The following is a 22115-nucleotide window of genomic DNA, read 5'->3' on the forward strand; positions in this document are numbered from 1 at the left end:
ATTTAAGAGCTGATTTCAGACACTAAATTTTAAGACTAATAACTAAAAAACAATGAAGTACACAAAGCAATTACTCTTTCTACTTTTTGCCATGTTTCCTTTGGCGATGCTGGCACAACATACAGTAAGTGGTGTTGTAACAGACGAAACAAACTTTCCCTTACCGGGAGCCTCTATTGTAGTTAAGGGAACATCAAAAGGAGAAGTCACGGATTTTGATGGAAAATTTAAGATAACTCTCAGTGAAACACCGAGCACACTGGTTGTAAGTTACCTGGGTTATGTGACCAAGGAGGTTATTATTACAGACCAGAAAACAATCAGTATTGTTCTTAAACAAGATAACGAACAATTAGATGAGGTTGTTGTTATTGGTTATGGTGAGGTTGACCGTAAAGATCTAACCGGTTCTGTAACCTCTGTTCTTCCGAAAAAGGACGCTGTTGCGCAATCTCAAGGTGTTGAAAATTTACTTCAGGGTCGTGCTGCAGGGGTGCTTGTAAGTGCCAATGGCACAGAACCAGGTGCGCCGTCCAGTATTCGGATTCGAGGGGTGAATAGTTTAACCGGTAATACACAGCCATTATATGTTATAGATGGTGTTATTGTAGATTCGGCCACAGAAGATACCTTGGATCCTTTGTCAGGAGGAAGCAGTTATTTGTCTCCACAAGGAGGTATATCGGGTATTAACCCAAGAGATATTGAAAGTATCGAAGTATTAAAAGATGCTTCCGCCACCGCAATTTATGGTTCCAGAGGAGCAAACGGTGTAATACTTATTACCACAAAGCAGGGTAAACCTGGTAACGCTAAAATTAATTACAGCTCAACAACCAAAATAGGTAATATCACCAGAAATATTGATGTGCTGGATCCAAAACAATATATAGAGTATCAAAATGAGTACAGAGCAAATTTAGGCTACGATCCTTCTTTTTATATATACCCAAACGGTAGTGCAGCGTATTACCAAACAAGTGAGCAATACATGATCGACAATGCGAATTCTATAGATAGAATACAGGGTATAGATTGGAGTAAAGATACTTATAGATCAACAATAAACTTAAATCAAAGAATAACCGCCTCAGGAGGTGGTGATAATAACAGATATTATTATGGTGCCGGATTTACGGATACCAAAGGTCTTATTCCCAGAACCTATGCTAAAAGTATCGATTTTGTTGCGAACTTAAGGAATGACCTTACTGATAAGTTAAAGCTTCACACGAAGATATCAGCAAATTATCAAAAAAATTCTGCATCTAAAGGAACAGATAATTTAGGTGGTACAAATAATAATCTGGTAAGACAAATTATTTCCGGAGCTCCTATTTTGAACTTTCAGGATAATTTCTTCGGAACCGATTTTGAAGAATCCCTTGATGGTCCAAGAGCCTGGATCAAGGATTATGATGATTATTCCCGCGAAGCCCGAATTCTGGGATCTATTAAATTAGATTATGATATTTCTGATGTATTTACCTACCGCGTGCAGTTTGGAGGGGATTACAGAAATAAAGAACGTAAAGTTTGGTATGGCACAGGGGTTTTTAGAGGTAAGAATGCTAATGGTGAGGCCGGTATAAGTACATTAAAACGTTTCAGATATAATGTTGATAATACCCTGATGTTCAAAAAAAGATTCAACAATAAACACAGAATAAACGGAACTGTTGGGGTGATTTTTGATCAAAATCAAATACAAAGAACAACCAATCAGGCTTCAGATTTTCCAAATAAGGATTTAAGAGCTGATGGTATTTCAACAGGTCAGGTATATCAACCTTTGTTTTTCGATAAACAACAGGAAACTATTATTTCCTTTTTAGGTCGATTTAACTATACCTTAATGAATCGTTACCTTTTTACTGCAACATTCAGAGCAGATGGTAGTAGTAAATTTGCTGAAGGAAAACGTTGGGGTAAATTCCCGGCATTAGCTTTCGCCTGGAAAATGAACAAAGAAAAATTCCTCCGCAAGGTGGATTGGCTTTCTGAGGCTAAGTTACGTTTAGGTTGGGGGCTTACCGGTAATCAGGGTATTCCAAATTACCGCACTATTACGCCTTTCGGTCCAACCCAAACACCGTATTCCGATGCTAATGGGGGAGCCCTTACCGCAATTATTCCAACGAATTTGGCCAACCCCGATCTTACCTGGGAAACTACGAGTCAGTATAACGCTGGTTTCGACCTGGGTATTGATGACGATCGATACACTGCAACCGTGGATGTATATTACAAGAAAATATCAGATCTTCTGTTGAATGTTGAAATTGGACCTTCTAATGGTTTTGAAAACTATTATGCTAACCAGGGTGATTTGATCAACAAAGGGTTGGAAATAAGTTTAGCAGGCGATATTATTAGAACAGATAACTTTACCTGGAACCTCTATGGAAACATTTCTTTCAATAGAAATAAAATTGACAGATTAGGTATTCCGCCTGCACAATTCGGTACAGAAACGTATAGTGCCTTTTTAGGTAGACAAGTTTCTGGTGGTAACTACTTTAAAGTACCAGCGAATATCTTTATTGAAGGTCAGGCTCCTGCACTATTTTATGGTTATGCCACAGATGGTATTATTTCAAATGAAGCGCAGTTAAGTGCCGCACCTACCTTTAGAGGTATAGCACCGCAATTAGGTGATGTGTATCTGGTGGACCAAAATAATGATGGTAACATTACAGATGCTGATCTCACCGTTATCGGAGATCCAAACCCTGATTTTAATTACGGATTTGGTTCAAGTTTTGAATATAAAAATTTATCGTTAAGTTTCTTTTTTAACGGCGTGCAAGGCAATGACATCGCTAATGGGAACTTACTACGTGAAGCCTATGCCGATGCCAATTCTAACAACATAAGAACAGAAGCTTATGTTAATGCCTGGAGACCATCTAATCCTAACGGAACCTATCCGAGAGTGGGTTATGATCTGGCTCGTGATACAGGTTTTACAGACCGATTAATTGAAGACGGTAGTTTTCTTCGGTTGAATTATGTGACCCTGGGTTACAACATTCCTGTGGATAATATTCCGGCCATATCGAATGCCTATATTTCAATATCAGGTCAGAACTTATTACTATTCACGAAGTACAGTGGCTTCGATCCTGAGGTTAATAGTTTTTCCTTTGATCCGCTTCGAGTTGGTTTAGATTGGAGTTCTTTTCCAAATCAAAAATCATACTCTATCTCATTAAACATAACATTTTAAGCATATCATCATGAAAAATAAAATATATATACTCTATTTTCTAACCTTGTTTGCAGCGTTTCAAAGTTGCGACAGTGCCTTAGAAGAATTACCCGAGACCTATTACAACGAAGATCAAATATTCTCATCTGTAGATGGTGTGGAAACGGCCATTAATGGTTTGTATCAAAGTTATGCCGATCCGGCATATCACGGTTCATCCTGGCACGGCCTTATCGCACCTCATTCAGGAAAATTTTGGTCTAATCAAGGCGCTAGTTCTGATGCCACAAGCTTGAACTGTTCTCCAATTAATACCTGGTTAACACGTTTATGGCCTCAAATGTATCAGACTGTTAATGTGGCCAATGTGATCATCAATAACCTGGAAAACTCCGATGCTGATCTATCGAACAAAGAATCAGCCTTGGGTCAGGCCTATTTCATGAGAGGTGTCGTTTATTTTGATCTTGTAAGACTGTTTGGCGGTGTTCCAATTAAAACGAAACCGGCAACGGCGGAAACATTGCACACGCCAAGAGCTTCAAAAGAAGAAGTTTATAGTCTCATTATTTCCGATCTGGAAAAGGCCAAGACCATGATGCCAGAACTTGGTGCTAATGTGCCCGGCAGACCGGCAAATCTTGCAGCTTACGTTTATCTGGCGAAAGTATATGTGCAATTGGCTGGAGAAGATGGAGGAGATCCTTCTTACTGGCAAAAGGCTTATGATGAAATTATGCCGGTTTATGGAAAGTATAGCCTGACACCTACCTATGCTGAACTGTTTGAACAAGGAAATGAAAATACTGTTGAATCAATTTTTGAAATTCAATACGCTCAAAATGGGGCAACAAGAAATTCCGATGTTATCAGAATGTACACCCCACAAAATAGTGCTTATATAGCTACAGATCAAAGAACATTTGGCCGTATCAGACCGAATAAAGAAACCTTTGATCAGCATGTAGCACAATATCCTGGTGATCCTAGAATAGATGCCACATTTATTTATGATTTCTATTTGCTACGAGATGGTTCAGAACAAAAAACTTATCCGGCAAAAGACAGAGGTAATGATGGCTACGCATACATCAGAAAATATCTGGACTACAACTATAATGGTACCACAACCAGTAGAAATTTTATAGTGTTACGTTATGCTGATGTGCTGTTAACACTGGCTGAAATTGAGAACGAACTTAACGGACCGGCAAACGCTTATCCTTATGTGAATGAAGTTTTGGCCAGAGCACGACATACGGCCAGTGGTGATGCCACAGCGCCGGCAGATTGGAGTGGTATGACTCAGGATGAGTTCAGAATGCGCATTATGAGAGAGCGCCAATATGAACTACTGGCAGAAGGACATGAATGGTTTGATGTAAGACGTCGTGGCTATGAGTATTTCCTTCAGGAAGTTGTAGAACCTCATAATGCAAATCCAACTTTTGATACGAGAAAAGATTATATGTATCCGGTTAGTGTGAAAAACATGCTGTTACCTATCCCGTCAACTGAAATTTCAGGTAACCAGGCCATAACTCAAGCTGATCAAAATCCTGGATATTAATTGAAATGAAATACAATTTGAATTCCCGCAATACTTTATTGTATCTGATTGTGTTTGTCTTGTTTGCTGCCTGCAAACAAGACAATACATCAGTGTCTAACAATGGTGAACCTCTATATCTAGATGCTTCAGCCAAAATTGAAGATCGCGTAAACGATCTCATGGCCCGGATGACACTTGAAGATAAAGTAGCTCAAATGTCGCAATACGTAGGTTTAGAACATATGCGCAAAGCGATGAAAAACCTCAAGGCAGACGAATTGGATAAAAACGATGCACAAGGATTTTATCCCGGCTATTCCATTCAAGATATTGCCGATATGGCAGCGGAAGGTAAAATAGGGTCTTTTTTACACGTAGTAACCGCTGAGGAGGCTAATGAGCTACAAAAGCTTGCTCAAAAATCACCTTTAAAAATTCCATTACTTATCGGTATTGATGCCATTCATGGTAACGGTCTTTACAACGGTGCTACAATTTATCCTTCTCCCATTACACAGGCTGCTACCTGGGATGATGCTTTGTTAAAAGAGGCGAGTAAACAAACAGCCCTTGAAATGCGCGCCACCGGTTCTCATTGGGCCTTTACGCCGAACATTGATGTACTGCGCGATCCACGTTGGGGACGCACCGGAGAAACCTTTGGTGAAGATCCTTATTTGGTAGGAAAAATGGGATTGGCTACCATCCAGGGCTTACAATCTGATGATTTTGAAAGCGGAACCTATTTACCCAATCATGTCATCGCTTGTGCTAAACATTTAATTGGCGGAGGCGAATCTCTTAACGGTCTTAATGCCTCTCCGCTGGATGTGTCGAAACGTACCTTGTTTGAAATATTTTTACCGCCTTATAAAGAAGCTGTAAGAGAAGGAAACCTGTTTTCTATTATGTTATCGCACAATGAAGTGAATGGCGTTCCCGCGCATATGGACAAATTTCTTATGACCGATGTGATGAGAGACCGCTGGGGATTTAATGGATTTTATGTGAGTGACTGGAATGATGTTTCCAGAATTGCAAATTGGCATCATATTGCTAAAGATTACAAGGAAGCCTCGCTGCTTTCAGTGGCCGCAGGACTGGATATGAATATGCACGGACCTAAGTTTGCGGATTATGTGATCCAATTGGTGAAAGAGGGTAAATTACCTCAGGAACGCATTGATGAGGCTTGTAGTAAAATATTGGAAGCTAAATTTCGATTGGGTTTATTTGAAAATCCATTTGTTGAGGTTGGGAAGGAAAACGAAGTTGTTTTTAATAAAACACATCAGGAAACATCCTTAAAACAAGCTCGTGAAGCTATAACCTTGTTAAAGAATAATGGCATTCTGCCGTTGAAAGGAAGTAATAAATCCATATTTGTAACGGGTCCGAATGCCAATAACGAAACGATTATGGGCGATTGGGTTTACGAACAACCCGCAGAAAATACAACGACAGTTTATGAAGGCATAAAAGCACTGGGAGAAAAAAATGGATTTAAGGTAGATTACTTTAATGCCGGCGAACGCTCAAGAAAAATGAAAGACAGTGATATTGATAAGGCTGCTACTTTGGCCAAACAATACGATATGACGATACTCGTTCTGGGTGAAAATTCATTTCGGTATGACTGGCCTAATAAAACGACCGGTGAAAATATTGATCGGGCGACACTTGAACTTTCCGGAAAACAAATGGCCCTGGCCAACAAAATCCTGGCTAACGGTAAACCGGTTATTGTGGTTTATGTAAGTGGTAGTCCTATTGCAGAACCCGAGTTGGAAAATCAAGCCAACGCCGTTATTTACGCCTACGAACCCGGATCCTTCGGAGGGCAGGCGGTTGCAGAAACTATTTTCGGAGCATTGAATCCTGGCGGAAAACTTCCCGTAACCATCCCGAGATCTGTAGGTCAATTGCAAATGGTTTACAACCACAAGCCTACCATGTATATTCATAAGTACAATACCGAGGAGAAAGTACCATTACATCCTTTTGGATTTGGATTAAGTTATACCACGTTTAAAATCTCTGAACCACGATTATCACAAGAAACCTTTTCATCAATTAATGATACTATTCAGGTTTCAGTAGATGTTACGAATACCGGAGAAATGGCCGGCGATGAGATTGTTCAAATGTATATCAGAGACAATATAAGTTCATTTACAAGACCGGTGAAGGAACTCAAAGGTTATAAACGGGTTCACCTGGAACCGGGAGAAACTACTACGGTGACTTTGCCCATAACCGCGAACTGCCTGGCTTTTTATGACGCTGATTTCAACTTCGTAGTTGAGCCTGGAGAATTTACGGTTATGACAGGAGATTCCTCGGCTGATAAGGATTTGAAAAAAGTAACATTCGAGGCTACCGAAACCATTAACCTTAAAGAATAAGAACAGAAATAAAGTCATAAATAATTAAAAAATTAAATGAAACGAAAAATAACATTAGCATCCCTTCTTGCCTTAACGGCGTTTGTTGTCTTCGCTTCCTTTTCGTGTAAAAACGACAGTAACAAAGCGACAAATGAGGAGGAATCTCAGGAAAAACCGAATATTATTTACGTCATGGCTGATGATCTTACCATTCAGGCAATTAGTGCTTATGGTGGCATCTATAAAGATATTGCGCCAACACCGAATATTGACAGATTGGCGAATGAGGGTATGTTATTTGAAGATGTGCTTTGTACCAATGCTATCTGTGGCCCAAGTAGAGCCAGTATTTTAACCGGAGATTACAGTAATGTAAATGGTTATTATAAAAATGAAAGTGGTGGAAAATTTGATGCTTCAAAATGGACCTTTCCTCAGGAATTTCAAAAGAATGGCTATCAAACCAGTTTGTTTGGAAAATGGCATTTGGGTTCTGAGCCTAAAGGTTTCGACGTTTTTAAATATCATAATTCCGCAGGGCAACAGGGACATTATTGGGATCCTGTTTACAATGAAAATGGTAAGGATGTTAAAGAAACCGGTTATTCCAGTAACTTAACAACCAATTTTGCCTTGAACTGGCTGGAGAATCAACGCGATAAAAGTGCTCCTTTTTTAATGTTGTTACAATACAAAGCGCCACATCGTCCTTGGGAACCTGACCATAAATATGAAAAGCTTTGGGAAGATGTTGAAATGCCTTATCCGGTAACTTTCAATGATGATTATAAAGGAAGAGAGTTAACAGCCGGAGATACGGAAATGACGGTTGATTTTTTCTCTCGTCGTGATATGAAACTAAAATCGCCCGATAGCTTAGAAGGTAAGGAGCGCCTGGCCTGGGAGTTTTATGGAGCTAAACCGGGAGAACTTGTGCAACCAGAGGGTATGAGCTATCAGGATGGTAGAAAATGGCGTTATCAGAATTTTATAAAGGACTATTTGGCCTGTGTGAAATCTGTTGATGATAATCTCGGGCGTGTTCTTGATTATCTGGATAAAAACGGATTAACAAATAACACCATGATTGTTTTAACTTCCGACCAGGGATTTTATCTAGGTGATCACGGTTTTTTTGATAAACGCTTCATTTATGAAGAATCACTGCGTATGCCATTTATCGTGAGATTTCCAAAAATGGTAAAACCCGGATCTGTGAATCACGATATCATCTCGAATATCGATTTTGCTCCAACCTTTATGGATATCGCCGGGATCAACACAGATCATGAGGTGCAGGGGAAAAGCTTCAAAAAAGTTTTACAGGGCAATACACCAGAGGATTGGCAGCAGGCCATGTATTATCACTACTACGAATTCCCATATTGGCATCATGTGCAGCCTCATTATGGTATTCGAACCCCTCAATATACGCTTGCTCATTTTTATTATAACATTGATGTTTGGGAACTGTATGATCGTGAAAAAGACCCTAATGAATTACATAACATTATAAACGATCCTCAATATTCCAATGTAGTGGAACATCTCAAAGAAGAATTAAAAGGCCTCATGAAACAATATGGAGATGATGAATCTCTGGCCGATTTCAGAAAAATAACCGATAAGGATTTTGGATTAATTGTTGATAAACCTGATGGAGAGACCTCCGTTAGAGATATTGTCAACAAAAACAATACAAGAAAATAATATGAAAAATATATTTGCCATAATGCTGTGTTTAGCAACTTTGAGTTGCAAGGCACAAACCAATACTCAAAAGAAAAATATTCTTTTTATTGCCGTTGATGATTTGAAACCTTTGCTTTCGAATTACGGTCACTCCGAAATGATCACACCAAATTTCGACCGTCTGGCAAAAATGGGTATGACTTTTACAAATGCTTATGTGCAATATGCCGTTTGTGGTCCGTCTCGAGCTAGTGTGATGACAGGAACTTATCCGGATATTACCAAGGTTTGGGACTTGCACACGGATTTTAGAAAATCGGCTCCGGATCTTGTTTCTATGCCCGAATATTTGATCTCTCAAGGGTACGAAACCACGGCTATTGGTAAAATCTACCACAAACCATCGGCCGCTCCGGGGCATGATGGTAAAAGCTGGAGTATTCCATGGATCCAACCGGATAATTTTGATCCAAAATACGGTGATCCTATGTTTGAATTTTATCAAAATCCCGAAACCAAGAAGGAAATGCAGGCTTTAATAGACCAAGCGACTTCCAAAGGATTGAACAGAGGGAAGCTTCGTAGTTATGTATTTGATCGCATCAAACCAAGTACCGAAGATGTAGATGTATCAGATGAAGCTTATCTTGATGGACTTTACACTGAAGAGGCTCTAAGAAAATTAGATATTCTAATGAAAGGTGATAAACCATGGTTCCTGGGTGTGGGTTACCAAAAACCACATTTACCCTTTATTGCTCCTAAAAAATACTGGGATCTATATGATGAAGATAAAATTGAATTAGCGAAATTTCAGGAACTAGCTGAAGGAACACCGGAATTTGCCTATCATTCTTTTGGTGAATTAAGAGCTTTCAGCGATATCCCGGATAGTCTAAAAATTGGAGACAAAATACCGGAAGCCAAACAGCGGCATCTCATTCATGGCTATATGGCCTGCACCTCTTATATCGATGCCCAATTAGGTAAATTGTTAGATGCTCTTGAAGCGCGTGGTATTTTAGAAAATACGGTTATTGTACTTTGGGGTGATCACGGTTGGCACCTGGGCGATCACACAGAATGGTGTAAACATTCTAATTTTGAACAAGCTACACGCATTCCTTTCATGTTTGCAGGTCCGGGTGTTGCCAAAAACCAAACAAGCCATAATCCTGTAAATTTATTGGATACTTTTCCAACACTTTTTGATCTTGCGGGTGTCCCAATATCAGATCAGGCTGAAGGTATTTCTCTAGTGCCTTTATTGGACGATGATCCTGCTACAACAGTTAACCAGGACGCCGCATTTCATCAATATCGCAGAGGACCTCGCATGGGTTATGGAATTCGTACCGATCGTTACCGTTACACCCTGTGGCTAGACCATAATTACAGAAGTTTTAAGCCGTATAAAGAAGATTATATTGTTGGTGAAGAGTTCTATGATTATGAAAAAGATCCGTTGGAAACCAAGAACCATGTTAAGGAACCCGAGTATCAAAAGGAGGTTCAAAAGTTAAAAGCTGAATTATTGAAGCATTTGGCCAAAATTGGTCAGGATGCCAATAAAATCAAGAATAATAAAACGAATATTAAAGGATAGTATGAGAGCTCATTTGAAATATATCGTAATCCTTGCAGCTGTTCTTTTCTTGCGAAATTTACAAGCCCAGGAAAAGCCAAATGTATTATTTATTATAGTGGATGATTGGGGGTACCACGATCTAAGTCGTAATGGCTCTGTGATGTATAACACGCCAAACGTTGATCAGTTGGCGGAAAACGGATTTACCTTTGATAATGCATATTCCAGCTATCCACGTTGCGTTCCTTCACGTTTCGGTATCATGACGGGAACTTATCCTCTTAAAGAGAATCATGGTAACCCGGGTTCTATTCCGGAGGCTCGTAATTTTGCCAGGCAATTTGCTAATGAAGGCTACTATTCTTTTTACGTTGGGAAATGGCATCTGGGAGATCATGAAGACAGTCCCGTTGGCATGGGCTTTAGTTCTTCATTCGCAGCCGGTAAAGCGGGTGGTACACACTCACGGTTTTATCCTTTTAATGAGCCAAAAAAAGATCGTAAAAAAGGAGGAAAAGCACCCATTGAAGATGTTGAAGATTACGCTAAACCAGGTGATTACTTAACAGATGTTCTAACGAGAAGAACCATTCAATACATCAAGGAAAATAAGAATAAACCTTTTATGGGTGTATTGGCTTACTATGCAGTGCATACACCTATTGAAGCAAAGGAAAAAGATATCAAACGTAACGAGGAGCAAATGAAGCATGTCGATTTTGGCGATGGACCAACTTACGTTAAAGAAGGTAATGGTGATACCCGTGTAAAACAAAATTACCCGCCCTACGCCGGATTAGTTGAAAATGTTGATGAAAATATTGGAAAGCTAATTCAAACATTAAAAGATGAAGGGCTTTACGAAAACACCCTTATTGTGTTGACTTCAGATCATGGCGGACTCTCAACTAGAGGACCAAATAACCGATTAATTCCAACGTCCAATGCACCCTTAAGAGCAGGGAAAGGATGGATTTATGAAGGAGGTATCAAAGTGCCATTGATTTTCAAACTGCCACACGGAGAACCGGGTGAAGATAAGGAAACGGTTATCCTGGGTATGGATGTATTCCCAACGATCATTGATCTGGTGTTGGACAAAAAAATAAAAGGTATTGACGGAGTAAGTATGAAGGACGAGATCCTTAATAAAAAACCCGGGCCAGAACGCACCGTGTACTGGAACTCTTATAAAGCGCGTCCGAATTCTACAGGCGATGATAAGACTTCCGCGATTCGGATTGGTGATTATAAATTATTGCAATTCGTGGAAACCGGTAAAGTGGAATTGTATAACGTGGTTACCGATATTTCTGAGAAACACGATCTTTCAAAAGAAATGCCTGAAAAGGCTGCCAGTATGCTAGCAAAACTGGAAAAATTCAAAAAGGATCGACATGTGAAAATGAAACCTAATCACAAAGGTGGTAGAAATAATATTGAATACGAAAAGCCAAAGAAATAATGAACCAAAAGATTTTGTATTTTCTTTTTATTTGTACGGTTTTTTCAGGCTTTTCGCAGGAAGAAAAAGCCATAGATAAAATTAAATCGATTCCCCCATTACGTGTTGGTGCTACCTTGAATTATGAGGAGTTGGGAACCAAAAAAGAAAAATTATTTCTAAAGGATTTTAAGTACTTAACACCTGCAAATGCGGCTAAACAAACTCGGGTTCATCCGAAACCTGGAGAATGGGATTGGACTGAACTTAATGATTTTATTGATTTCGCGAATGATCATCATTTAGTTGTAAGGTTGCATTCACCTGTTAGTCCGCAGGCTTCTAAATGGGCCAAGGCAGATCACAGAACTCCGGAAGAGTTATCGAAAATCATGGAGGAATACATGATGGCCATCACTCAAAAATTCAATAATGAATCTTGTGTGAAATATATGGACGTTGTTAATGAAACCATTTTAGGTGATGGTTCATGGTTCGGGCCAAAAGAAGGAACGCATCAATGGGAAAATCCCTGGCTAAAAATGGGCTATGATGAAAATGGATATCCGCTATACATTTTGAAAGCATTCGAGATCGCAACAAAATATGGATCTAACAAAGAATTGGTTTATAATCAAAATGTAGGTATGGAAACCCCGATGTGGAATAAAGTAAAAGAAACGGTTCTTTATTTAAGATCGAAAGGTTACCGGGTAGATGGTATTGGATGGCAAGCGCATTTACTTTTGGGTGCCAAACGAAAAGATTTTGTTGATAACATGGATGAAACTATTCAAAAATTGAGCGATTTAATTGATTGGGCTCACAGTCATGATTTAGCCTTTCACATTACTGAATTAGATTACCTGGTTCGAAATAATGAAGCAGATCAGTTGAAAAGTGAACGTCAAATCCAAAAAAAAGTGTACGATAAAATCGTAGATGTACTTATTGAAAAAAGTAAGCAGGGTGAAGTTACACTCAATCTATGGGATTTAAGTGTGAGACCAAAAAAAGGTACAGGAAATTTTCAATCGATCTACGACAACAAATTTAAACCTATTCCCGCGTATTACAGTGTACAAAAAGCTTTAAAGGTTAGTAGAAATGAAATATAGGTATTTTAAATATCTGAGTGTTTTCTTTTTAATCACGTTATTGTTTTTTTCTTGTAAACAGAAAAAGACCGAAGAGGAAATATCTAAAAAACCCAATATACTTGTCATTCATGTAGATGATCTGGGGTATTACGATCTGAGTTTAACGGGATCTAAAATATATCAAACGCCTAATATCGATGGTTTGGCAAAGCAATCTGTGCGATTTAATAATGCTTATGCTAATTATCCGCGTTGTGTCCCTTCACGCTATGCTATGATGACAGGAGGATATCCTATTCAAAATGGAACGGTTCCTGATGACGGTTTTGAAATCGGAGCTATTTCAAACGATAAAAATTATATAAAGCATATTGAAGCAGCAGGATATCAAACGGCCTATTTTGGTAAATGGCATTTAGGAGCAGGTGCCAGTAGTCCTAAGGGGTTTGGCTATAATTTTTCACTGGCAGCGGGAGCAGCAGGCTCTCCCATTAGTTATTTTTATCCGTTTAATACACCAAAACATAATTGGAAAACCAATAAGAAATCTATCGTGGATATGGATTCTATTGGAAAAGAAGGCGATTACCTTTCCGATGTTTTAACCGATCAGGTTATTAAATACATCAAAAATCGGGATACAAAGAAACCCTTTATGGCCATGTTAGCCTTTTATGCGGTGCATCAACCTCTTGAAGCCAAGCCGGAGGATGTGGAAAGAAATAAAAAAGAAATTTCCCAATTTGATTTTGGCGATCAACCTGAATATATAAAAGAAGGAACAGGGCGAACCAAAATGCGTCAGGATAATCCTGTGTATGCCGGTATGGTTGAAAATATGGATGAAAATGTTGGTAAGCTCTTAAAGGTTCTAGACGATTTACAAATTTCAGATAATACTATTGTGATTTTATCTTCGGACCATGGCGGACTCTCCAATGACGGTTATAAGCAACGTCATTTGGCCACTTCGAATTTTCCATTACGTGCGGGTAAAGGCTGGTTGTATGATGGCGGACTTAAAGTGCCTTTATTTGTAAAATGGAAGAATCACTTTCAACCTCGCGATGAAAACGCATCTTTAGTGATGCTTATGGATGTGTTTCCTACTATTTTGGATATGACTTCCGGAGAAAAACTGGATACCGATGGTCAAAGTTTTTTACCTGTTTTGAATAACAAAGAGTACTGGCCTGAAAGAACCGTTTTTTGGCACTCGCCAAATGCCAGACCGAAAAACACAGGTGATACTAAATCTTCTGCTATTCGTGTGGGCGATTACAAATTGATCAATTGGTATGAAGAAGGAAGAACGGAATTATACAACATAAAGAAAGATCCTTCAGAATCTCACAACCTTGCTAAAGAAATGCCTGAAAAAACGGATACCTTGCTGAAGGAATTAGATGAATGGAAAGCGAATTTTTAATGTCAGGATTATGAAACTTACTGGGTTCGGTTTTATATTCTTTTTAGGCTTCTTGCTTCAGGCACAGTCCTATATTCCCAATATAGATCCGGAAGTTATCACTTATAAAACAATAGACACTATTGCCCTGAAATTGCACATGTACAAGCCCACGGATTACGATTCTAATAAAACATATAACAGTATTGTTTTTTTTCATGGTGGCGGTTGGAACAGTGGCAGTTATAAGGCCTTTAAAAGACAATGCAGATATTTAGCGTCAAGAGGTATGATTACTTTTTCTGCGGATTATCGGATTTTTAATGTCCACGGCACGTCTCCTTTTGAAGCCGTAGCGGATGCAAAATCTGCGATACGCTATCTTAGAGCACATGCAGATGCTTTGCATATTAATCCAAATAAAATAGCGGCAGGAGGAGGGTCAGCCGGAGGGCATTTAGCAGCCGTTTGCGGTAATATTGGAGGTTTAGAGGGAGCGAATGAAGATTTAAATATTAGCTCTAAACCAAATGCTTTGGTGTTATTTAATCCGGTTTATGATAATAGTAAGAATGGCTATGGTTATCGAAAAATGAAAGGGCGTTATTTGGAAATTTCTCCTTTGCACAACATTACTAAAGGTGCTCCGCCCACCATTGTTTTTTTTGGCAAAAACGACAAAACAACACCTGTAGCCTCTTCCAGAGACTATGAGAAAAAAATGAAAGCTGTTGGTAGTCGTTGTGATTTGTATTTGTATCAAGGCGCGGAGCATGCTTTTTTCCATAGGAAACCTTATTTTGAAGACACTTTAAGAAAAACGGATAATTTCCTAAAAACTCTGGGTTATATTGATGGTAAATCCACCATAAATGATGCTGACAAAATCAATAAAAAGATAAAATCATGAAAAATATAAGCTACACCCTGATATTCATTTTAGTAATGTCTTTGTTGGTAGGATGTCAAGAGAAAATTCAGAAATCTGAAAATAAAGAACAGGTAGAAAAACCAAATATCCTCTGGATCGTGTGTGAGGATATTAGTCCGACTTTATCATTTTATGGAGATTCAACTGCGAAAACGCCCAATCTTGATAAACTGGCTAAGGAAAGTGTTGTGTATGATAATGCTTTTGCTACTGTTGGTGTTTGCGCACCTTGTAGGTCTTCAATTATAACGAGCATGTATCCAACAACCATAGGAACCATGCACATGAGAACCGGACAAGACGTGCAATCCTGGGGAAATCGAAGTTATAAGACCAAAGAGGAACTGGGTCGAAATGATATCACCGGAGAACCTATCCGGCAATATTCTGCAGTTATTCCTGCCGAAGTAAAATGTTTTACGGAATATTTGAGAGCCGATGGCTACTATTGTACCAATAATCAAAAAACAGATTATCAATTTGCAGCTCCTGTGACCGCCTGGGATGAAAATAACAGAAAAGCGCACTGGCGAAACCGTCCTGAAGGAAAACCGTTCTTTTCGGTTTTCAATATTGATGATACCCATGAAAGTAAACTTTGGAAACATGAAAATTTACCACTTACGGTAAATCCAGACAGTGTTTATGTGCCACCTTATTTTCCCGATAATGCGGCGTCAAAGCATATGGTAGCGAGAAATTACAGCAATATCGAACTTATGGATGCCAAGGTTGGAGCCATTTTAAAACAATTAAAAGAGGATGGCTTGTACGACAATACCATTGTATTCTTTTACAGCGATCATGGTGGGCCTCTACCGCGAGAAAAACGTGAGATCTATGATTCCGGGCTGAAAACACCATTTTTAATTAAGGACATTAACAGTAAAACCAAGGGGAGAACCGATCGGTTGATCTCTTATGTTGATCTGGGTGCAACAGTACTCAGCCTCGCAGGAGTGAAACCACCGGAATATATGGAAGGAAAGGCGTTTCGGGGAAAATACGATGCGCAAAAGCGCGATTATGTGTTTGGTAGTTCAGATCGTTTTGATGAATACTCAGACCGCATCCGTTCGGTTCGAAATAAACAATTTTTATACTTGCGAAATTTCTTCCCGGAATTGCCTAAATACAAAGATATCAGCTATAGAAAACAAATTCCGATGATGTCTAATTTTCTTAAACTTGAAAAAGAAGGAAAGCTCAACGACGTACAGCAAAGCTGGTTTGAAACCAAAACCAAGGAAGAACTTTATGATTGTAACAATGATCCCTTCAATCTTAACAATCTTGCAGACGATCCAAAGTATGCTGAGGTTTTAGGTCAAATGCGAACGGCTTTTAGAGATCATTACGAAGGTTATGCCGATATGGGGCAGATGCCGGAAACCGAATTGATCGATATCATGTGGCCCGGTTTTAAACAACCCTCAACAGAGGATCCAAACATCTTGTATGATAACGGTAAGTTGGCAATTGAATGTGCCACAGAAGGGGCTTCCATTGCTTACATCATATCCGACGGTCCTGATAAAAAATTTGATTTCAATAGTCACTGGCAACTTTACACGAAACCTATTTCAGTAGAAAAAGGTAAATACATTTACACCATGGCACAACGTATTGGTTACAAGGAAAGTGGTATCATAACCAAAAAAATATAATGGAATACAACCAGTATTAAAGGGAGTAAGATTGTGCCTGGACCGAAAGTAGACCCATTCTGACAATTTTAATACCCTCTATCGGTGTGTTTTTTGAGAGTTTTACCAAAACCAATTTAACTAAATACACCATGAAACTTAAACCACTATTTACCGTATTTTTTATTTGTATTCTTTTTCTGTCTTGTGAAAAGGGATCCTCAGATTTAATTACGTCAAATACTAATCCAACTCAAAATGACACCTTAAAAGGTCCGGGTGCGACTAAAGGCTCTGGCTTACTACCAGTTGATTATGTGGCTCAGTTAGGTAAAGGATTCGATGTAACCTGGGCAGAATTCTCAAAATACATGGACTTGTTCAATGAACAAGTCGTAATCGATTTTCATGAGGCCGGATTTACCAATGTTAGAATTCGTGTTCAGGATGAAGATCTTGGACCTGATTTTATTTCTATGTTAAAAGGGCAGGTCGATTTTTGTTTGGCTCACAATATTTATCCCATTATAGCATATCAAGGCCATTATATTGAAGATACAGCCACCAGTGATGCAGATGCTAAAGACCACCTTACTACTTGGTGGCGAAAACTGGCTTTGGAATTCAAAGATTATTCTGAAAACTTAACCTTTAATATCATGGTTGAAATTTCAGGCACGTACAAAAAGAATTACACAGCCATAAATGACTTTTACGCTTCTGCGCTTTCAGCCATTCGGGAAAGCAATCCAAAACGTATCGTTATTTTCCCGCCTGTAAATTTATCGAATCCTGATTATTTGCAATACCTGCAATTGCCAAAAGATAAGTACACCATGGTAGAATGGCATTTTTACGCAGCTGGACCAACCAAAGATTCTACTAACAAAAAATATTGGAATGACGGATCTACAGCTCAGGAGCGTGCGAATATTACGGATCCTATTAATACGGCTGTGAACTGGATGCAACAAACAGGCTATGTAACCTGGGTGGGCGCCTGGATGGCCGGAAACTATAATAAAGGTAATGATTTTGATATCCCAGCTCAAGTGGCTTTTGCATCTTTCATGACCAGATCTCTTGATGCTTATAACATTCCATGGTCTGTAAATGCCGGTAACAAATATTACGATTATGCCAATAATGTTTGGTTTACAGAAACTCCTGACGCCGCGGGAATTCCGGTTCGTGATGTTATATTAGATCCAGACGCCATTGGACTGTACGATGGTGATAATTACGCCGGAAATGCTTTCAGATTATCTGAAGGAAATTATACCCTTTCAGATCTACAAAGCATTGGAATAAATCAAGACAATATTAAGTCTATTATGGTACCCTTCGATTTTAAAGTTGAATTGTATACCGAAGATAATTTTGGAGGAACGAAAATGACTTACACCACAACTTCAAAAGGCTTGACAGGAACCATCGGTTCTATTAAAGTTGTTAATCTACATTCTTATAACTAGAATTTTATAAAAAAGCATTATTGATAAAAAATAGCCTGTAAAAATGCTTTTTTGTTAATAATTTACTTAAAATAAACTCTATCTGACAATTTTCGAACCTCTAAATAAGTGATTTTCATGACATTTACAGAAACTAAGTAAACTATATATTTCATGAAACTAAAACTAATCATAATCACCATCCTATTGTCTGCGCTTTATTTTACCTGTGCAAAAGATGAAGTTCAGGCGAATGGAACTGGTGTGGCAAATTTTTCATTAAAAGAAATCACTGAAGTAGAAAACGCCACTACTGCTTTAGGAATTAACATCGGTATCGACGCCTACAATCATGCTGCAGGAACCATTTCAGTGTCCGTTACCGGTGGAGAATACGGAACCGATTTTGAAACTAGCGCAGGTAGTGCGTCGTTTGATCTTGAGGTAGATGCAAACAGCTTGTTGGAAACTTTCTCTATTCAACCTGTTGATGATGATCTGATTGAAGACAACAAAACTTTAACTATTACCTTAACCGATGCTACGGGTGGTATAGAATTAGGCGAAAATTTGACGATCTCATTTACCATCCTGGATAATGACGATCCCCTTGTAGCCCTTGTTGGTTTTGAAAGTGATTCAGGTAGTATTCAGGAAAATGATGCATCGAGCACAACCATAAATATGCCTTTTGATCAGGAATCAACAAATGGTGGAATAATTACTATTGAAGCCACAGGGGATGCTGTTTACGGTACTGATTATACGGTTGAAGGACAGACTAGTGCAACAATGACTATTAATGTTCCGGCAGGAGCTACAACGGCCAGTATTAATGTGCAACCTATCGATAATTCGGAATACGCAGTGGATAAAAACATCATTTTTACGATTACAGATGTTTCCGGCGGACTTGCGATTGGAACAACTCCGGAAACTACAATAACCATTGTGAATGATGACGAAGCACCAAATCCTACGATCGATTTTAATGCATCCAATCCTGTAACCATTGATGAAGGAGCAGGTACGGTAACCCTTAATTTTGATATTTCCGGAACAACTACAGCAGATGCTACGATTGAGATAACGGCATCAGGCACAGCTACTGTAGGAGATGACTATAGCTTTAATGGTGATACCACAAGTCCTTATAATTTGATGATCCCCGCAGGTTCATCCTCCGCTTCACTAGACCTGGTAATTATTGATGATACGACCTTTGAAGGTGATGAAGCCTTCACTTTGGATATGACCAATGCCTCAGGAGGATTAAATCTTGGTTCGACATTAATTCAGTATAACACGACCATTGTAGAAAATGATCCGGATCCAAGCGCCTATAGTTATGTTGAAACCTTTGAATCCAACGATGGTTCCAATACTTATTTAAATGATGTGCTAGGTTTCCAAAACATCATATTACCAACACAGGATATTTCTAACAAACAAATTGATTTGATTACCAATTCCGGTTCGTTTAGTGACGTCAATGACGTAACTGCAACTTCAGATAACGGATTGAACCTGTTTTATAACAGTAATCAGGTTGCTGCTGATTTCGGACTGATTGATAATGTGGTTGTAACACCCGTTCAAACAGGAAGAGGAACGATTGATATTTCTGTTGATGTATCCTACGCTTTCAAAAATCAGAACTCAGGTGAGGCTACAATTTATTGGTCGCAAACCTATGATGGTTCAGGCACTTTTAACGAAAGTGATTGGACGGTTCTTGGTTCTGAAACGGTAGCAAGTATGGATGGTGAGGGTTATGGTAATAATACCTATAAAAGAGAAACCTTTACTGTTAACGCAACGGGTGATTTTTATATCGCGATGCGTGTTACCCAAACCATTGATTTTGATTTTTACAGAACCAGATGGCGCTTTGATAATGTGAAAGCCATCGCTCAATAATTAATAACCAAAAAAAACTGAAACAAAAATGAAACGAATAATAACAGCAATTTTACTGATTATTGGATTTTCCCTAAGTGTATCCGCTCAATCAAAAATGAAGGAGAAAGCTTCTGAACGCGCAAACAAATTAAATATGGAGATTGTTGCCGGGGATAAATCTCAGGCCTTGACAGACGATCAAATGGCGCAAATAACGGAATTGGAAATGAAGCGCCTTGAAGAGGTAAGAGGCTTACGCAAAAGTAATGCTGATAAAGAAGCTATAAAGGCTGTAAACAAAAAGTACTTCAAGCAGATGTATTCTGAAGTTCTAACCAAGAAACAGAAGAAAGCGCGCCGTGAAGGAAAAGATAAGGTTAAAAAGAAATGATGGTTAGTAGTTAATAATGAAGCACTTAATATTTCCCATTACGATATTTCTTTTCGTTTTATTTTCCGGGCAAAGTATTGGCCAGGCGACCCCACAGGAAATGGTTGCAAAAATGGGCAGAGGTATTAATTTGGGAAATGTTCTAAGTGCACCTTATGAGGGTAACTGGGCACCTGCTGTGGAAGAAACCTATTTTGATGATGTTTTGAACGAAGGTTTTTCGACGGTAAGAATACCAATTCGATTTGATAAGCACACCACGGCATTGGCAGATGTTACCTATACAGATTCGAGTAATAACTATATAGGGAGCCCTAATGATTATACCGTGGACCCTACATTTTTAGATCGTGTAGAACAAGTTACAGATTGGGCATTAACCAGAGGTTTAGTAGCAATTATTGATGTACATGGCGATAAATGGTATTGGGAAAGTTACGACGCTACAAGTCCAGAATATAAAACAGGAAATGACCTTCTTGCGGCTGAAGACCGATTTCGTGCGATATGGACCGCTATTTCGGATCGTTTTCAATTAAAATCTGAGAATTTATTATTCGAAATTATGAATGAGCCTTATTTTAATATGTCCGCTTCTCAGGTAGATAATGTAAATACTAATATTTTAAGTATCATCAGGCAAACCAATCCCACACGAAATGTGATCATTACCGGTGGTGGGGCGAATTCCTGGCAGGCCCCATTACAAATATCGAGTTCACTCATTTCAAGTGATGTGCATTTAATTGCAACATTTCATTATTACGTACCATTTAAATTTACAAGTTCCTCAAAACAACAATATTCTGATTATAACTGGGGAACTGATGCTGATAAAGCCAATGTGGATAGTCATTTTGATACTGTTTTAAATTGGTCTCAAACGAATAACATTCCCGTTTTTTTAGGGGAGTTTGGTGCCGACAACTATTGTGGTTATGATTATGTAAATAATACTTGTGGTGGTTATGGCGGCCCTGATAATACCTCCAGAGTATTGTATCATGAATATGTTGCAGATGCTGCTATAAGTAGGGGATTCAGTTTTACAGCCTGGGATGCCGGTGAAAAATCTAATAAAACCATTTACAAAGTTTCAGACAGGAGCTGGGTGGAAGACGTTAAAAATGCCATCTTAGGCAATGGTACGCTAGGTGTCGATCAAGTAAAATCAAAAAAAGATTTTCAATTATTCCCAAATCCAGCGACAAGTGTCGTAAATATTCAAACTCACAGAACTATTTCAAATATTCACCTAATCAGTAGTTTAGGTCAGTTGTTCTCTACGGAAAACTCAAGAACTATTGATGTTTCAGATCTAAAATCCGGGATATATCTGGTTAAGGTCTTATTCAAAAACGGTGAAACCAATTGTAAAAAATTACTAATTAATTAATTCAAAACTAAAC

Annotated in this window: 14 protein-coding genes; all 14 read left to right on the plus strand. The window is 38.7% G+C overall.

Annotated elements, in window-relative coordinates; translation table 11 throughout:
• The first annotated feature begins 52 nt into the window (after window positions 1-52).
• The 14 genes from ABD682_RS06030 to ABD682_RS06095 all read left to right on the plus strand — a co-directional run bounded on the left by ABD682_RS06030 (window position 53) and on the right by ABD682_RS06095 (window position 22102).
• The gene (locus ABD682_RS06030; protein ID WP_344740096.1) at window positions 53-3229 is read left to right on the plus strand and encodes a SusC/RagA family TonB-linked outer membrane protein; all 3177 of its coding nucleotides are present in this window, start codon (window positions 53-55) and stop codon (window positions 3227-3229) included.
• Window positions 3230-3239: 10 nt separating this feature from the next.
• On the plus strand, window positions 3240-4781 hold the full coding sequence (locus ABD682_RS06035) for a RagB/SusD family nutrient uptake outer membrane protein (RefSeq protein WP_344740098.1): 1542 nt from the start codon (window positions 3240-3242) through the stop codon (window positions 4779-4781).
• Between the two features lie 5 nt (window positions 4782-4786).
• Entirely contained in the window at window positions 4787-7168 is a 2382-nt protein-coding gene (locus tag ABD682_RS06040; RefSeq protein ID WP_344740100.1) for a glycoside hydrolase family 3 N-terminal domain-containing protein, read from the plus strand.
• A gap of 36 nt (window positions 7169-7204) precedes the next feature.
• Window positions 7205-8860 carry a sulfatase family protein gene (locus ABD682_RS06045; protein WP_344740102.1) on the plus strand — a complete coding sequence of 552 codons (1656 nt, stop codon included), beginning with the start codon at window positions 7205-7207 and terminating at the stop codon, window positions 8858-8860.
• A gap of 1 nt (window position 8861) precedes the next feature.
• The gene (locus ABD682_RS06050) at window positions 8862-10448 is read left to right on the plus strand and encodes a sulfatase (protein WP_344740104.1); all 1587 of its coding nucleotides are present in this window, start codon (window positions 8862-8864) and stop codon (window positions 10446-10448) included.
• A complete protein-coding gene (locus ABD682_RS06055; protein WP_344740106.1) occupies window positions 10405-11895 on the plus strand; it encodes a sulfatase-like hydrolase/transferase in 1491 nt (496 codons plus the stop codon). The genes ABD682_RS06050 and ABD682_RS06055 overlap by 44 nt, the downstream gene beginning before the upstream one ends.
• Window positions 11895-12992, plus strand: coding sequence for an endo-1,4-beta-xylanase (locus ABD682_RS06060; RefSeq protein WP_344740108.1), 1098 nt, complete (start codon window positions 11895-11897; stop codon window positions 12990-12992). Before ABD682_RS06055 ends, ABD682_RS06060 begins: the two co-directional genes overlap by 1 nt.
• Entirely contained in the window at window positions 12982-14403 is a 1422-nt protein-coding gene (locus ABD682_RS06065; RefSeq protein ID WP_344740110.1) for a sulfatase, read from the plus strand. Before ABD682_RS06060 ends, ABD682_RS06065 begins: the two co-directional genes overlap by 11 nt.
• A 10-nt stretch (window positions 14404-14413) precedes the next feature.
• Entirely contained in the window at window positions 14414-15292 is an 879-nt protein-coding gene (locus ABD682_RS06070; RefSeq protein WP_344740112.1) for an alpha/beta hydrolase, read from the plus strand.
• Entirely contained in the window at window positions 15289-16980 is a 1692-nt protein-coding gene (locus ABD682_RS06075; protein WP_344740114.1) for a sulfatase-like hydrolase/transferase, read from the plus strand. Before ABD682_RS06070 ends, ABD682_RS06075 begins: the two co-directional genes overlap by 4 nt.
• Window positions 16981-17111: 131 nt before the next feature.
• On the plus strand, window positions 17112-18434 hold the full coding sequence (locus ABD682_RS06080) for a glycoside hydrolase family 5 protein (RefSeq protein ID WP_344740116.1): 1323 nt from the start codon (window positions 17112-17114) through the stop codon (window positions 18432-18434).
• A 153-nt stretch (window positions 18435-18587) separates the two neighbouring features.
• Window positions 18588-20333: a Calx-beta domain-containing protein gene (locus ABD682_RS06085; RefSeq protein ID WP_344740118.1), complete on the plus strand. Its 1746-nt coding sequence runs from the start codon at window positions 18588-18590 to the stop codon at window positions 20331-20333.
• 28 nt (window positions 20334-20361) lie between these two features.
• Complete coding sequence (locus ABD682_RS06090; protein ID WP_344740120.1) at window positions 20362-20706, plus strand: hypothetical protein; 345 nt, start codon at window positions 20362-20364, stop codon at window positions 20704-20706.
• 16 nt (window positions 20707-20722) lie between these two features.
• Window positions 20723-22102 (plus strand): cellulase family glycosylhydrolase, encoded by a 1380-nt coding sequence (locus ABD682_RS06095; RefSeq protein ID WP_344740122.1) that lies wholly within the window; start codon window positions 20723-20725, stop codon window positions 22100-22102.
• Window positions 22103-22115 lie beyond the last annotated feature (13 nt).

Source organism: Gaetbulibacter aestuarii, assembly GCF_039537665.1.
GTDB lineage: Bacteria > Bacteroidota > Bacteroidia > Flavobacteriales > Flavobacteriaceae > Gaetbulibacter_A > Gaetbulibacter_A aestuarii.

Excerpts from the sequence above, each read along its gene's own strand:
- ABD682_RS06030 (WP_344740096.1), top strand. The coding sequence starts at position 53 with ATGAAGTACACAAAGCAATTACTCTTTCTACTTTTTGCCATGTTTCCT.
- ABD682_RS06035 (WP_344740098.1), top strand. The coding sequence starts at position 3,240 with ATGAAAAATAAAATATATATACTCTATTTTCTAACCTTGTTTGCAGCG.
- ABD682_RS06040 (WP_344740100.1), top strand. The coding sequence starts at position 4,787 with ATGAAATACAATTTGAATTCCCGCAATACTTTATTGTATCTGATTGTG.
- ABD682_RS06045 (WP_344740102.1), top strand. The coding sequence starts at position 7,205 with ATGAAACGAAAAATAACATTAGCATCCCTTCTTGCCTTAACGGCGTTT.
- ABD682_RS06050 (WP_344740104.1), top strand. The coding sequence starts at position 8,862 with ATGAAAAATATATTTGCCATAATGCTGTGTTTAGCAACTTTGAGTTGC.
- ABD682_RS06055 (WP_344740106.1), top strand. The coding sequence starts at position 10,405 with ATGCCAATAAAATCAAGAATAATAAAACGAATATTAAAGGATAGTATG.
- ABD682_RS06060 (WP_344740108.1), top strand. The coding sequence starts at position 11,895 with ATGAACCAAAAGATTTTGTATTTTCTTTTTATTTGTACGGTTTTTTCA.
- ABD682_RS06065 (WP_344740110.1), top strand. The coding sequence starts at position 12,982 with ATGAAATATAGGTATTTTAAATATCTGAGTGTTTTCTTTTTAATCACG.
- ABD682_RS06070 (WP_344740112.1), top strand. The coding sequence starts at position 14,414 with ATGAAACTTACTGGGTTCGGTTTTATATTCTTTTTAGGCTTCTTGCTT.
- ABD682_RS06075 (WP_344740114.1), top strand. The coding sequence starts at position 15,289 with ATGAAAAATATAAGCTACACCCTGATATTCATTTTAGTAATGTCTTTG.
- ABD682_RS06080 (WP_344740116.1), top strand. The coding sequence starts at position 17,112 with ATGAAACTTAAACCACTATTTACCGTATTTTTTATTTGTATTCTTTTT.
- ABD682_RS06085 (WP_344740118.1), top strand. The coding sequence starts at position 18,588 with ATGAAACTAAAACTAATCATAATCACCATCCTATTGTCTGCGCTTTAT.
- ABD682_RS06090 (WP_344740120.1), top strand. The coding sequence starts at position 20,362 with ATGAAACGAATAATAACAGCAATTTTACTGATTATTGGATTTTCCCTA.
- ABD682_RS06095 (WP_344740122.1), top strand. The coding sequence starts at position 20,723 with ATGAAGCACTTAATATTTCCCATTACGATATTTCTTTTCGTTTTATTT.